Annotated in this window: 11 protein-coding genes; 7 read left to right on the top strand and 4 right to left on the bottom strand. The window is 58.1% G+C overall.

Annotated elements, in window-relative coordinates:
• Positions 1–16 precede the first annotated feature (16 nt).
• The 6 genes from BQ8011_RS00965 (at position 17) to BQ8011_RS00940 (ending at position 5,701) form a co-directional block, all read left to right on the top strand.
• On the top strand, positions 17–328 hold the full coding sequence (locus BQ8011_RS00965) for a WXG100 family type VII secretion target (protein ID WP_072456761.1): 312 nt from the start codon (positions 17–19) through the stop codon (positions 326–328).
• 89 nt (positions 329–417) lie between these two features.
• Positions 418–1,038 carry a hypothetical protein gene (locus tag BQ8011_RS00960; protein ID WP_197678554.1) on the top strand — a complete coding sequence of 207 codons (621 nt, stop codon included), beginning with the start codon at positions 418–420 and terminating at the stop codon, positions 1,036–1,038.
• Between the two features lie 24 nt (positions 1,039–1,062).
• The gene (locus tag BQ8011_RS00955) at positions 1,063–2,769 is read left to right on the top strand and encodes an alpha/beta hydrolase (RefSeq protein WP_072456758.1); all 1,707 of its coding nucleotides are present in this window, start codon (positions 1,063–1,065) and stop codon (positions 2,767–2,769) included.
• 134 nt (positions 2,770–2,903) lie between these two features.
• Positions 2,904–3,401, top strand: a complete 498-nt coding sequence (locus BQ8011_RS00950; protein WP_231945326.1) for a DUF4853 domain-containing protein — start codon at positions 2,904–2,906, stop codon at positions 3,399–3,401.
• Between the two features lie 170 nt (positions 3,402–3,571).
• On the top strand, positions 3,572–3,925 hold the full coding sequence (locus tag BQ8011_RS00945) for a hypothetical protein (RefSeq protein WP_072456752.1): 354 nt from the start codon (positions 3,572–3,574) through the stop codon (positions 3,923–3,925).
• Between the two features lie 21 nt (positions 3,926–3,946).
• The gene (locus BQ8011_RS00940; RefSeq protein ID WP_072456749.1) at positions 3,947–5,701 is read left to right on the top strand and encodes an alpha/beta hydrolase; all 1,755 of its coding nucleotides are present in this window, start codon (positions 3,947–3,949) and stop codon (positions 5,699–5,701) included.
• Between the two features lie 5 nt (positions 5,702–5,706).
• On the opposite strand, the gene BQ8011_RS09220 is transcribed toward BQ8011_RS00940, so the two are convergent.
• Positions 5,707–6,390 (bottom strand): FHA domain-containing protein, encoded by a 684-nt coding sequence (locus BQ8011_RS09220; protein ID WP_077209656.1) that lies wholly within the window; start codon positions 6,388–6,390, stop codon positions 5,707–5,709.
• A gap of 36 nt (positions 6,391–6,426) precedes the next feature.
• On the opposite strand from BQ8011_RS09220, the gene BQ8011_RS00930 reads away from it, so the two are divergent.
• Positions 6,427–8,181, top strand: coding sequence for an alpha/beta hydrolase (locus tag BQ8011_RS00930; protein WP_072456749.1), 1,755 nt, complete (start codon positions 6,427–6,429; stop codon positions 8,179–8,181).
• A gap of 5 nt (positions 8,182–8,186) precedes the next feature.
• Here BQ8011_RS00930 and BQ8011_RS00925 read toward each other — a convergent pair whose 3' ends face one another.
• The 3 genes from BQ8011_RS00925 to BQ8011_RS00905 all read right to left on the bottom strand — a co-directional run bounded on the left by BQ8011_RS00925 (position 8,187) and on the right by BQ8011_RS00905 (position 13,716).
• Positions 8,187–9,581, bottom strand: coding sequence for an FHA domain-containing protein (locus BQ8011_RS00925; RefSeq protein WP_072456747.1), 1,395 nt, complete (start codon positions 9,579–9,581; stop codon positions 8,187–8,189).
• On the bottom strand, positions 9,578–10,969 hold the full coding sequence (locus BQ8011_RS00920) for a hypothetical protein (RefSeq protein WP_072456744.1): 1,392 nt from the start codon (positions 10,967–10,969) through the stop codon (positions 9,578–9,580). The genes BQ8011_RS00925 and BQ8011_RS00920 overlap by 4 nt, the downstream gene beginning before the upstream one ends.
• A 1,355-nt stretch (positions 10,970–12,324) precedes the next feature.
• Positions 12,325–13,716, bottom strand: coding sequence for a hypothetical protein (locus BQ8011_RS00905; RefSeq protein WP_072456744.1), 1,392 nt, complete (start codon positions 13,714–13,716; stop codon positions 12,325–12,327).
• Between the last annotated feature and the right edge of the window lie 97 nt (positions 13,717–13,813).

The raw sequence follows: 13,813 nt of genomic DNA, 5'->3' as shown, positions 1-13,813 counted from the left end.
GTAGATCGGAAAAGAAATGAACGGTGGGGATTTCAAGGTAACCCCTGGTCAGCTTATGTCAACTTCTGCGGCTCTGAAACTTCAGGCTGACACTCTGAAAGCTCATCTCGAGCAGTTCAACAATGATGTCGCGGCTCGTAGCGCCACATGGGAAGGTGCTGCTAAGGAGTCCTACACTCAGAAGCAGGGTGAGTGGAGCGCTGGTATGGAGCAGATGCACGCTGCACTTCTTGCTTTTGCGGAATTGGTGGATCGAATCGCTGGCAACTATGTTGCGACAGACAGGCAGGGTGAAGCGACCTTCAATGGTATGGGAATTGGTCGCTGAGTCTTCTTCGACGCATTGCGCATAAGAAGCATGCATATGACTGTGGGTGAGCATTTCACATGCTCACCCACAGTCATACACTCAACAACTTGATCAGTCGAAGTGGACTGATCGTTCTATTCGCTTCCTTCTTCGAAGGGTTCACGATGACCGTCATCAACGTTGTCGCCGGGGAATACGGATCAACAGCGGTCACTCTGTCGCAGGTCTCGGCTGAGCTACAGGGTGCAAAGATCGACGACCTATCCGAGACTGTCCAAGAATCGATGAATGGCGCTCAGTCGATTTCGACAGCGGGCACCGTGGAAGCTCGCTACACGTCTCTCCTCCAGACTCATTCCACGGCCCTAAGCGAACTAGCCAGCGCTGCGCGCAGCGCTGGAGTGAATCTCGATCTGACCGAAGCGCAGAATACGGCGGCTGTCAATAGTCAGGGGCAGGCGGTGCCTGGCGGTGCGAATGTGGGCTCTGCGGCCTCGTCAGTGGCGGCGCAAAAGGCAACCGCGCTCAATGGCCCAGCCCGCGGTCCTCTGCGCTCGGGATACGCCATGCCGACGCTGCCGACGACTACCGGAGGGGCGCAGGTGGATACGCCCGTCTACCGGCCAGGCCAGGGGATGCCTCCCTATGCGCCGAGTCCAACCGACTATCCGGAGGGGGACGGCTTCGTTTCGCTCCCCACACCACCCAAGACTCCCGTCATGGCGTAATTCAGGCGTAGTGAAGGACTAACAATGTCGTTAACGTGGGGCCAGATTCAGACCTGGAGTTCAGCCGGTTTGTCCACCTATGCGGGGACGGTTGGCGCAAGGCGAGATACTGTCGTGAAGCAGGCTGATGCTCTTCAGGCACGTATGACTTCCTTTAAGGGCGAGGGAGCGACTGCAGATGCGCTGCGTGCGAAGATGGGCGTTGCTCACAAGGAACTGACGACGCTTGCCGATGACCTTCTAGAAATCCAAGAGGCCGTCAAAGTTGCAATGGGTGATGTTTCCCAGGTCGAGAACGCGGTGAAGGTGGCGCTGCAACAGGCGTCCTCGACGCACTGCACGATTTCCGCGGCGGGAATAGCGACATGTACTTCTCCTGGGAACTCGATGAGCCAGTACACGCGGCAGAGCATCGAATTTTCGGTTAATCGATTGGTGGGTCAGGCGGTCGACTTGGCCAATACTGCCGACACGACGTTGAACGCTCGTCTTCAAACCGTCGGGACGCCGGGGAGTACCGCGAAATCGACTTCGACGCAGACGCATGATCTCTCGGATGCTGAACAGAAGAAGTTCAAGAAGATGACGCCGGAGGAGCGCGCGAAGTATTGGTCGCAGCAATCTGAGGCGCAGAAGCAGCATCTGTGTGACAAGTACCCGGATCTGATCGGTAACGCTGACGGCGTTGAGGGCTGGGCACGGGACCGAGCGAACAGAAATCGTCTCCCGAAACTGAAGCAGGAAGCAAAGGACAATGTCTCCACGTACACGGAGCTCCTGAAAAGCCCGTGGATTGATAGCAATACCCGTGCGTACTATCTGAGTGAGCTGGATAAGGCAGAGAAGGCAGTGAAAGCCTATGACGCCGTGCAAGAACAGCTCGACAAGGGCATAAGCCTTGAGGACTACCAGCACGGGAAGAAGGGGGATCCTGTATCGCTCCTGACTCTTCAAAACGATGGTGCGCGAGTCAAGGCCGCGATGGGTCAAGGCGACGTTGATCATGCGAAGAACGTGGCGACTTTTGTCCCCGGTATCGGCACGACAGTCGAAGGCAGCATGGGTGACTACATGCGACAAACCAAAAACCTCCGTAGCGCTGCGATGGCTCAGGGGAACCTGTCTGCGCGTGATGTCGCGACTGTTGCCTGGCTGGGCTATGACGCCCCGGGTAAGGCTGATTGGAAGCAGCCTCAGAATATTCCGGGGATTGTTTCCCCCTTCCTCGCTCAAGCGGGTTCAGACCGTTTGGCTGGTTTCATGAACGGTATGCAGGCGTCGCGTGACTATGGCGCGGGCGATGCGCACATGACCCTCGTCGGCCATTCCTATGGCTCGAGTACCTCTGGCATGGCAGCAACAAAGGTCAAGTACGGCGTGATCGATGACCTGGTGCTGTGTGGTTCTCCCGGTATGGGGACCTACGATGCGAAAAACTACCACGTTGACCAAAATCATCTGTGGGTCTCGGGCGTCCCGAAGGGCGATAGTGTCCAGGGTATGGGGGCAATCAGAGGCGGAATCGTCGGTAGCTTGGGCAAGAATCCCATGGACTCTGATTCAGGGTTTACTCACCTCTCGGACGATGCGACAGGCTCGCCGAAATACAACAAGGACGCCCCCGCAAGTAAGCCGTTTAATTTCAACTTTGATAACCACAGCATCTATTTGGAAGATGGCACCGAAACGCTACAGGATATCGGTCGCGTCGCTGCGGGGGTGAAGCGCTGATGCGCGCTGTGTGGCCGCCTGTGCTGGGGGCAATGTGTGCGCTGGCCCTAGTCGCATGTTCGCCCTTCCTTAAGGGCCCCCAGAGTACGACTACGCAATCGGCGTCACCATCTAAGAGCGGAAAGGCAACAAGCATGGTCTATTGGGATGGAAGCCTCCCCCTGGAGCAGCGTCAGTCCATTCAGGCGTTCCAGCGTGATGAGGAACCGAAGATTCTTGAGTTCCGTCGTCGCCTTACCGAGGCCGGTGGCGGAGGCGCGTGGGAAGCGCGTAGTTTTGGGTCGGCGATCAACAAAGAAACTGACCAATCGTCAGGCCACGAGCAGCCAGCGTGGGAGCTTGTGGGGCAAGATGTTGCTGGTCCTTATGTTCCCGTCCCCGAGGTTGAGAGGATCGGGCGCGAGGTCTTGTCTGAAACCTACTCTGATTATGAGTTGGGGTCAGACAAGGGCGGTGTGCGCCAGTTGTCGTGGAGTGACCCGGTCAATGGGGGCTTCTTGTATGTGACCGTTCACGAGGGGAAAGCGGCCTTGATGCGCTATCAGACGGGTTTGCGTCCCTCGGATGGGACGACGGAGAACCCGCGCGATTTCATTGTGGGGCGCGTCGATATCGACATCCCGGAAGAGTGATCAAAATCCTTGGCAATGTTGAACCATCTGTTCAGCAATGCTAGTGTGATCGGTGCAACAAATGTGTTGTGCTGGTAAAGAGAATCCAGTCGATACATAAATGAATTCAATATTTTCAGTCAAGGCTGACTGGTTTTTTACTAGTGCTGTTTGTTATGGGAGGTTGCGCGATGGCTGTTATCAATTGCGTCTCGGCGGAGTATGACTCCGCGTCACAGGATCTCAGTAATGTGGCGTCTGAGCTTCAGGGCGCACAGATTAATGATTTTTCGGAGGTTGTTCAATCTGCGATGCCGGGTGCTTCCCGATCGGTCGCGGCAGCTTCATCCGCTGAATCGCGTTTTCAATCTCTGCTTGTTACCCATTCGAAAGCTCTCTACGAACTTGCCAGCGCAGCGAAGGCTGCAGGAGTGAACTTGCAACTCACCGAGCAGCAGAACACCCAGGCAGTGGGGAATAGCCGAAGCATGGTTGTTAGTGGTAGCTCAAGTCGTCGAACCGCCCAAGTTCTTGCGGTCGCCTGAGGTTTGGGGAGAAGAGACGAAATGCCTACGTGGTCAGAAATTCAACTCTGGAAAGCTGCGACACTCTCGAGTTATGTCGACACTGTGAGTTCGAAGAAGCAGACAATTGATCAGCAGATCGCGACACTCCAGGCGCGTCGCACCAGTTTTCAGGGCGAGGGGCAAACCGCAGATGCACTGCGTAATGCGATGAGTACAGCACATAAAGAGTTGAGTAACCTTGCAGAAGAGTTGCGTCATGTACACATTGCGATTACGCAGGCAACTGGTCGGGTGCAGCAAGTTGAGTCATTAGTTGCGAATACGCTGTCAAGTGCTTCTGCGAGGCACTGTACTATCAGTGACAGTGGAACAGTCACGTGCACCTTCGGCCATGACTTCTCGGTGAGGCACAAGCTCGAGTCTGAGGTCCAATCTATGGTCCGTAATGCAATTCGGGCGGCAGAGCAGGTTGATAATGACTTCCGTGCGCTTTTGACGAATGTCGGGACTGCGCGGACGGCTCCGGCATATCGAGCGCGGGGGACTCATGCTTTATCAAAAGCCGAGGAAGCTGCTTTTGCGAAGATGACGCCACAACAACGTGCGGATTACTGGTCTCAGCAGTCTGACGAACAAAAGAAATTTCTTTGTGATAACTACCCTGACCTTATCGGTAATGCGGACGGTGTTGAGGCATGGGCGCGAGACCGCGCGAATCGCCGTAGGCTACCAAAACTCAAGCAAGCAGCACAGAATGAAGTCAATCAAATCACTTCTGAATTGAAAAAGTGTGTTGGACACCCCTCTGTCCGTTATGTGGAGCTCCAAGAACGTCTAACGAAAGCTCAGGCTCGATTGGACGCCTACAAAAGTATTGAAACAGCACTTAACCTTCAAGATGGCGCAACGCAGTGTCAGGAGTATCGCTCGCTCCTTACCCTCGATGTAGAGAATGGACGCGTGCTGGCCGCCGTGGCCCAAGGCGACGTCGACCATGCAAAGAACGTTGCTACCGTCGTACCGGGCATCGGAACGACGGTAGAGAATAGTCTTCAAAACGAAATTAAGCGGGGTGCGAACCTGCGCAGTGCGGCAGTCGCAGAGGGCAATATTGATCCAAAAGATGTGGCAGTAGTCTCATGGCTGGGATACGAGGCACCTCCGGGACCTTCCTTTGACATGGAAGGAAATGCAGAGATTGCGACAATTGATTTAGCTGATAAGGGATCAAATAAACTGGCCGGTTTCTTAACGGGAGTGAATGCGTCTCGCATGTACGGCGCAGGGGACGCAAATATGACCTTGTTGGGCCACTCCTATGGCTCAGTCGTTTCTGGAAGAGCAACGACAAAGATTGCAGACGGCGTCGTTGACAATGAAATATTGTTCGGCTCTCCTGGAATGGGAACCTATGACCCCTCAGAGATACACGTTCCTGAAGAGCGTCGTTTCGTTTCTGGCGTACCAGGGGGCGACTTTGTCCAGGGAGCTGGTGGCAAGAGATACTATGCGTATAGTTTATTAGCTGGCCTTATTCCGGGGGGCGGTCTCGCTTTAGCGCTCGGGTTAGAAGCGAATGGAGTCGGACAGCTTGGGATGAATCCTATGGCTCCGGGATCTGGTTTTACGCATATTTCAGACGATGCGACCGGCAGCGCAGAATATAATCCTTGGGGTGTTCCCAGCTTGTCGGAAATTCCGGATACGAGTAATCACAGCGTCTACATGGATCCAGGTACTGAAACGCTCCGCGACATGGGTCGCATTGTTGCGGGTGGAAACCCGAAGCCGTAAGGCCGTTATCGACTAACCGACAGCCTGCGCTCACCCAGCAAGAGCACGGTCCCAACCGGGACCTTGACGCGCTGCCCACGGGGCAGCGGCTGGGTTGAGCCGTCGGGCGCCTGCAGTCGCGTGCCATTCGCCGAGAATGTGTCCTCGATCCACAAGGCCTCACCGTCGGCGGGCGCAACGCGCAGGTGCGTGCGCGAAAGCGAACGCGTCGAGTCCGCAATCGCAATGGCCTGCGCGTCCGCAGGAGTCTGCTCGGGTGCGCGCCCCAGAACAATCTGAGCATTCACCTCAATGCGCTGCCCGTCATCAACAATGATTGCCAGCGTCGGAGCCGACGCGAAAGAAGGCCTCGGCGCGGCCTGCCGCGGTGCGCTTGCCTGCGGGGTTGGCGCTTGGGGAACCTTCGGCATTGCCGAGGCCCCGCCATGACGTGCGGGAACAGCGGGCCCCGCCGGTGGAACCGGCTGCTGAACGGGCGCCGAAACAGCAGGAGCAGCCATCGAAACAGGAGCACCCGTAGGCGCGGGAGCGACAATCGGTGCTTCCACCGGCGCCCCGGTAGGAGCCGGAGCAGACATAACCACCGGATCGGGCGCAGCCACAGGCGCTACGGGTGGAGCAACCTGGACCGGAGCAGTCGTAGGCGGAGCCATCGAAGCGGGCGAAGGCGCAGCAACTGAGCTAGGCACGGCCTCGGGAGAAGCAGNTTGGGGAGAAGAGACGAAATGCCTACGTGGTCAGAAATTCAACTCTGGAAAGCTGCGACACTCTCGAGTTATGTCGACACTGTGAGTTCGAAGAAGCAGACAATTGATCAGCAGATCGCGACACTCCAGGCGCGTCGCACCAGTTTTCAGGGCGAGGGGCAAACCGCAGATGCACTGCGTAATGCGATGAGTACAGCACATAAAGAGTTGAGTAACCTTGCAGAAGAGTTGCGTCATGTACACATTGCGATTACGCAGGCAACTGGTCGGGTGCAGCAAGTTGAGTCATTAGTTGCGAATACGCTGTCAAGTGCTTCTGCGAGGCACTGTACTATCAGTGACAGTGGAACAGTCACGTGCACCTTCGGCCATGACTTCTCGGTGAGGCACAAGCTCGAGTCTGAGGTCCAATCTATGGTCCGTAATGCAATTCGGGCGGCAGAGCAGGTTGATAATGACTTCCGTGCGCTTTTGACGAATGTCGGGACTGCGCGGACGGCTCCGGCATATCGAGCGCGGGGGACTCATGCTTTATCAAAAGCCGAGGAAGCTGCTTTTGCGAAGATGACGCCACAACAACGTGCGGATTACTGGTCTCAGCAGTCTGACGAACAAAAGAAATTTCTTTGTGATAACTACCCTGACCTTATCGGTAATGCGGACGGTGTTGAGGCATGGGCGCGAGACCGCGCGAATCGCCGTAGGCTACCAAAACTCAAGCAAGCAGCACAGAATGAAGTCAATCAAATCACTTCTGAATTGAAAAAGTGTGTTGGACACCCCTCTGTCCGTTATGTGGAGCTCCAAGAACGTCTAACGAAAGCTCAGGCTCGATTGGACGCCTACAAAAGTATTGAAACAGCACTTAACCTTCAAGATGGCGCAACGCAGTGTCAGGAGTATCGCTCGCTCCTTACCCTCGATGTAGAGAATGGACGCGTGCTGGCCGCCGTGGCCCAAGGCGACGTCGACCATGCAAAGAACGTTGCTACCGTCGTACCGGGCATCGGAACGACGGTAGAGAATAGTCTTCAAAACGAAATTAAGCGGGGTGCGAACCTGCGCAGTGCGGCAGTCGCAGAGGGCAATATTGATCCAAAAGATGTGGCAGTAGTCTCATGGCTGGGATACGAGGCACCTCCGGGACCTTCCTTTGACATGGAAGGAAATGCAGAGATTGCGACAATTGATTTAGCTGATAAGGGATCAAATAAACTGGCCGGTTTCTTAACGGGAGTGAATGCGTCTCGCATGTACGGCGCAGGGGACGCAAATATGACCTTGTTGGGCCACTCCTATGGCTCAGTCGTTTCTGGAAGAGCAACGACAAAGATTGCAGACGGCGTCGTTGACAATGAAATATTGTTCGGCTCTCCTGGAATGGGAACCTATGACCCCTCAGAGATACACGTTCCTGAAGAGCGTCGTTTCGTTTCTGGCGTACCAGGGGGCGACTTTGTCCAGGGAGCTGGTGGCAAGAGATACTATGCGTATAGTTTATTAGCTGGCCTTATTCCGGGGGGCGGTCTCGCTTTAGCGCTCGGGTTAGAAGCGAATGGAGTCGGACAGCTTGGGATGAATCCTATGGCTCCGGGATCTGGTTTTACGCATATTTCAGACGATGCGACCGGCAGCGCAGAATATAATCCTTGGGGTGTTCCCAGCTTGTCGGAAATTCCGGATACGAGTAATCACAGCGTCTACATGGATCCAGGTACTGAAACGCTCCGCGACATGGGTCGCATTGTTGCGGGTGGAAACCCGAAGCCGTAAGGCCGTTATCGACTAACCGACAGCCTGCGCTCACCCAGCAAGAGCACGGTCCCAACCGGGACCTTGACGCGCTGCCCACGGGGCAGCGGCTGGGTTGAGCCGTCGGGCGCCTGCAGTCGCGTGCCATTCGCCGAGAATGTGTCCTCGATCCACAAGGCCTCACCGTCGGCGGGCGCAACGCGCAGGTGCGTGCGCGAAAGCGAACGCGTCGAGTCCGCAATCGCAATGGCCTGCGCGTCCGCAGGAGTCTGCTCGGGTGCGCGCCCCAGAACAATCTGAGCATTCACCTCAATGCGCTGCCCGTCATCAACAATGATTGCCAGCGTCGGAGCCGACGCGAAAGAAGGCCTCGGCGCGGCCTGCCGCGGTGCGCTTGCCTGCGGGGTTGGCGCTTGGGGAACCTTCGGCATTGCCGAGGCCCCGCCATGACGTGCGGGAACAGCGGGCCCCGCCGGTGGAACCGGCTGCTGAACGGGCGCCGAAACAGCAGGAGCAGCCATCGAAACAGGAGCACCCGTAGGCGCGGGAGCGACAATCGGTGCTTCCACCGGCGCCCCGGTAGGAGCCGGAGCAGACATAACCACCGGATCGGGCGCAGCCACAGGCGCTACGGGTGGAGCAACCTGGACCGGAGCAGTCGTAGGCGGAGCCATCGAAGCGGGCGAAGGCGCAGCAACTGAGCTAGGCACGGCCTCGGGAGAAGCAGAAGGACCAGCCCACTGATGAGCAGGGGAGGGCGCAGCAACTGAGCCAGGCGCGGCCTCGCTTGCGGGAGTTTGACGCGAGGCAAAAACAGCCTCAGACGCACCCGAGCGGCTCGCGCGAATATCGAGGTTCCCCATGCCGCACACGCGATCAACCCAGGTCTGGCCATCTCGAGCAATAGCCCACGTGATTACCGGTCCAACGACTGTTACGTGCAAGAGCAACATGATGAAGCTATGTGCACTCTGCCTGCCCAAACCCGGTGCACGGTCAAACTCCATCCCACGCTCGGTGGGAGTTGGCTGCGTAGAAATAGCAGCGATCTGCATAGCAAAAGCGCCGGGAGTACGCCCCGAACGCGCGCGGATGAACGTCGCAATAATCCACAGCTCACAGGCCACAATCACAACAACTGGCAACGAGGGATACACCCACCAGGCCAGGGCCGCGAGCGCCGCAAAACACACCATGTCGATCAGGTAAGCAGCCGCCAGCGCGCCACCGCTCGCAGGTGCCGAGTAGCTGCGCGGTGCCGCAGCGGGCGCGGCAAAAGCCCCCGGCTGTCCCGGGAATCCCATGGAAGCAGCAAAATCAGGCTGGCCAGGGTAGCTCGGCTGTCCGGCAAAACCCATCTCGTCCACGCCCCGTGCCTGGGAAACAGGAACCTGAACCGGAGTAATACGAAGCTCGCTCATGATGCCACCTGTCGAATGAGGTCAAAGAGGTCCGCAGCGAAAAAAGAAGCCGGGAAAATAACGGTCAATGAAAGCGCCTGGAAAATATCAGCAAAACGCCCGATCAAAGGCGCGTGGTCCTGCTCGGCGCGCATGCGAGTCCACATGAGCGACACGCAGCCCAGCACGACCAAAGCGGCCGCGGCATAGGCATTGCCAACCAGGCCTCGGGACGCGGGAGAAATCAACAGCGTCGCAAGCAAAATCAGCGCGCCCACGCGAGGAACGACGCGCGAGGACGCCCAGCGGCGCTCGCGGGGAACCACAACCAAGGCGATCACCGAAGCGCAGACCAACACGAGGCACGCGATCTGCCGCGTCGAATGAATTCCAACCATCGAGTAAATGACCGGCGCACCAACAAAGATCAAGCCCAAGCCCACGTATTGCACCAGGCGCGTGCGCGAGGTTGCGTCGGTGACCGTGCGGTTCACGCGTCGACCCGTGATGCGCGAGGGGGAGGGGACCTCGGGGGAGCGGACAGTCGGCGCCGAAGTCGTCACCAGCGGCATGTCGAGCAACTGCGTGGCGGGAATCCTCACCGACAGGCTCGGCGAAGCAGTAATCGCACAAACGGCGAAAGCAATAGCAAAGGGAGCAACGCGATGAAGAGGGGCATCAAGGAAGGTCAAAACCGTCGCGCAACCCGTGAGAAGCCCCCAGCTCACTGCGTGTGCGCTGCTCAGGGGAGTACTGCGCCACAGCCACAGGCCAAGCGCCACGCCGGTCGCTCCCCACAGGGGGAAGAGAAGCGCGGCAACCTGCGACATCGTCATGATCTGCGAGGCCTCGGCGTAGATTCGCGCGTTGCCCAGTGCTGGCAGCAGCCCAAGGAAAGAAATCCCCGCGCTGAGCGTCCACGCACACAGCAGTCCCGCGTTGGTGTGGACTCGGCGCTGGTAGAGCATGACCAAGCACAGTACCAAGGACAGAGCCCCGACCGTGAGCGTTGCCCACCAGGGAAGGGACAACTTCGTTGCAAAACGGGGAGCAATGAGCGCACAGAAGATCAGGAGCGCGTCCATTGCGCACGCAAGAAGACCGCAGATGGTTAAGACCAGGGAGGGGCGGAACCAAGGGTCGGAGGTCCTCTCGATCGCGCGCTGTTCTTGAATCTGGCGCTCGCGGCCAGAAGTGATGGAAATAAGGACGCCTTGGGGGAGATCGGTTCCCAGCACGGCTCCCAAATTTAAAGCGCGGCCATCGGCCCCGGTGATCTGAAGACTCGGATCAGTTGAATCGATATCGAGCATCGACAGAAGACCAGTAACTGTTGTCCCCAAAGGAACAATGAGATCTTGAGTACCCGAAGCATCGGTGACAGTGACTGCCGCCTGTTTGAGAGCCACGCCCCCTCCTTCACTTCGGTATCACCCGGATTTGGTCGTCAATTCTGTTCAAAAGTCACCATTCAGACTACCCGACGAAACAAGCACCATGCCACGGGCAGCCCAGCTACAAGCTAGGATACATACAGATATGAACAAAAACGGGAGATTGAACTCCAGGAGACTGTATGGCCGTCAATGAAACGGAAGCCCCCGAGCTCCCCAGCGGTGAAATCGCTGTCGAAAAACCGCCCAGCCAAGTTGAGGCCGGGGGAATGGGCTCGATCTTCGCGACCGTCATCCCCATGATGGGCTCGATGGGTGTCATGGTGATCATGGCGCTCACACAAGGGCAGAACACGCGCATGCTCCTAATGGCCGGCGGCATGGTCTTCATGATGCTCTCCATGGTCGGTTTCANGCGGGCCCCGCCGGTGGAACCGGCTGCTGAACGGGCGCCGAAACAGCAGGAGCAGCCATCGAAACAGGAGCACCCGTAGGCGCGGGAGCGACAATCGGTGCTTCCACCGGCGCCCCGGTAGGAGCCGGAGCAGACATAACCACCGGATCGGGCGCAGCCACAGGCGCTACGGGTGGAGCAACCTGGACCGGAGCAGTCGTAGGCGGAGCCATCGAAGCGGGCGAAGGCGCAGCAACTGAGCTAGGCACGGCCTCGGGAGAAGCAGAAGGACCAGCCCACTGATGAGCAGGGGAGGGCGCAGCAACTGAGCCAGGCGCGGCCTCGCTTGCGGGAGTTTGACGCGAGGCAAAAACAGCCTCAGACGCACCCGAGCGGCTCGCGCGAATATCGAGGTTCCCCATGCCGCACACGCGATCAACCCAGGTCTGGCCATCTCGAGCAATAGCCCACGTGATTACCGGTCCAACGACTGTTACGTGCAAGAGCAACATGATGAAGCTATGTGCACTCTGCCTGCCCAAACCCGGTGCACGGTCAAACTCCATCCCACGCTCGGTGGGAGTTGGCTGCGTAGAAATAGCAGCGATCTGCATAGCAAAAGCGCCGGGAGTACGCCCCGAACGCGCGCGGATGAACGTCGCAATAATCCACAGCTCACAGGCCACAATCACAACAACTGGCAACGAGGGATACACCCACCAGGCCAGGGCCGCGAGCGCCGCAAAACACACCATGTCGATCAGGTAAGCAGCCGCCAGCGCGCCACCGCTCGCAGGTGCCGAGTAGCTGCGCGGTGCCGCAGCGGGCGCGGCAAAAGCCCCCGGCTGTCCCGGGAATCCCATGGAAGCAGCAAAATCAGGCTGGCCAGGGTAGCTCGGCTGTCCGGCAAAACCCATCTCGTCCACGCCCCGTGCCTGGGAAACAGGAACCTGAACCGGAGTAATACGAAGCTCGCTCATGATGCCACCTGTCGAATGAGGTCAAAGAGGTCCGCAGCGAAAAAAGAAGCCGGGAAAATAACGGTCAATGAAAGCGCCTGGAAAATATCAGCAAAACGCCCGATCAAAGGCGCGTGGTCCTGCTCGGCGCGCATGCGAGTCCACATGAGCGACACGCAGCCCAGCACGACCAAAGCGGCCGCGGCATAGGCATTGCCAACCAGGCCTCGGGACGCGGGAGAAATCAACAGCGTCGCAAGCAAAATCAGCGCGCCCACGCGAGGAACGACGCGCGAGGACGCCCAGCGGCGCTCGCGGGGAACCACAACCAAGGCGATCACCGAAGCGCAGACCAACACGAGGCACGCGATCTGCCGCGTCGAATGAATTCCAACCATCGAGTAAATGACCGGCGCACCAACAAAGATCAAGCCCAAGCCCACGTATTGCACCAGGCGCGTGCGCGAGGTTGCGTCGGTGACCGTGCGGTTCACGCGTCGACCCGTGATGCGCGAGGGGGAGGGGACCTCGGGGGAGCGGACAGTCGGCGCCGAAGTCGTCACCAGCGGCATGTCGAGCAACTGCGTGGCGGGAATCCTCACCGACAGGCTCGGCGAAGCAGTAATCGCACAAACGGCGAAAGCAATAGCAAAGGGAGCAACGCGATGAAGAGGGGCATCAAGGAAGGTCAAAACCGTCGCGCAACCCGTGAGAAGCCCCCAGCTCACTGCGTGTGCGCTGCTCAGGGGAGTACTGCGCCACAGCCACAGGCCAAGCGCCACGCCGGTCGCTCCCCACAGGGGGAAGAGAAGCGCGGCAACCTGCGACATCGTCATGATCTGCGAGGCCTCGGCGTAGATTCGCGCGTTGCCCAGTGCTGGCAGCAGCCCAAGGAAAGAAATCCCCGCGCTGAGCGTCCACGCACACAGCAGTCCCGCGTTGGTGTGGACTCGGCGCTGGTAGAGCATGACCAAGCACAGTACCAAGGACAGAGCCCCGACCGTGAGCGTTGCCCACCAGGGAAGGGACAACTTCGTTGCAAAACGGGGAGCAATGAGCGCACAGAAGATCAGGAGCGCGTCCATTGCGCACGCAAGAAGACCGCAGATGGTTAAGACCAGGGAGGGGCGGAACCAAGGGTCGGAGGTCCTCTCGATCGCGCGCTGTTCTTGAATCTGGCGCTCGCGGCCAGAAGTGATGGAAATAAGGACGCCTTGGGGGAGATCGGTTCCCAGCACGGCTCCCAAATTTAAAGCGCGGCCATCGGCCCCGGTGATCTGAAGACTCGGATCAGTTGAATCGATATCGAGCATCGACAGAAGACCAGTAACTGTTGTCCCCAAAGGAACAATGAGATCTTGAGTACCCGAAGCATCGGTGACAGTGACTGCCGCCTGTTTGAGAGCCACGCCCCCTCCTTCACTTCGGTATCACCCGGATTTGGTCGTCAATTCTGTTCAAAAGTCACCATTCAGACTACCCGACGAAACAAGCACCATGCCACGG

The sequence above is a fragment of the Actinomyces marseillensis genome (assembly GCF_900155605.1).
GTDB lineage: Bacteria > Actinomycetota > Actinomycetes > Actinomycetales > Actinomycetaceae > Pauljensenia > Pauljensenia marseillensis.
This window is presented reverse-complemented; position numbering and strand designations above follow the sequence as displayed.

What these genes read in the sequence shown, in the direction of transcription:
- BQ8011_RS00965 (WP_072456761.1), top strand. Translation starts at nt 17, where the DNA reads ATGAACGGTGGGGATTTCAAGGTAACCCCTGGTCAGCTTATGTCAACT.
- BQ8011_RS00955 (WP_072456758.1), top strand. Translation starts at nt 1,063, where the DNA reads ATGTCGTTAACGTGGGGCCAGATTCAGACCTGGAGTTCAGCCGGTTTG.
- BQ8011_RS00950 (WP_231945326.1), top strand. Translation starts at nt 2,904, where the DNA reads ATGGTCTATTGGGATGGAAGCCTCCCCCTGGAGCAGCGTCAGTCCATT.
- BQ8011_RS00945 (WP_072456752.1), top strand. Translation starts at nt 3,572, where the DNA reads ATGGCTGTTATCAATTGCGTCTCGGCGGAGTATGACTCCGCGTCACAG.
- BQ8011_RS00940 (WP_072456749.1), top strand. Translation starts at nt 3,947, where the DNA reads ATGCCTACGTGGTCAGAAATTCAACTCTGGAAAGCTGCGACACTCTCG.
- BQ8011_RS00930 (WP_072456749.1), top strand. Translation starts at nt 6,427, where the DNA reads ATGCCTACGTGGTCAGAAATTCAACTCTGGAAAGCTGCGACACTCTCG.
- BQ8011_RS00925 (WP_072456747.1), bottom strand. Translation starts at nt 9,581, where the DNA reads ATGAGCGAGCTTCGTATTACTCCGGTTCAGGTTCCTGTTTCCCAGGCA.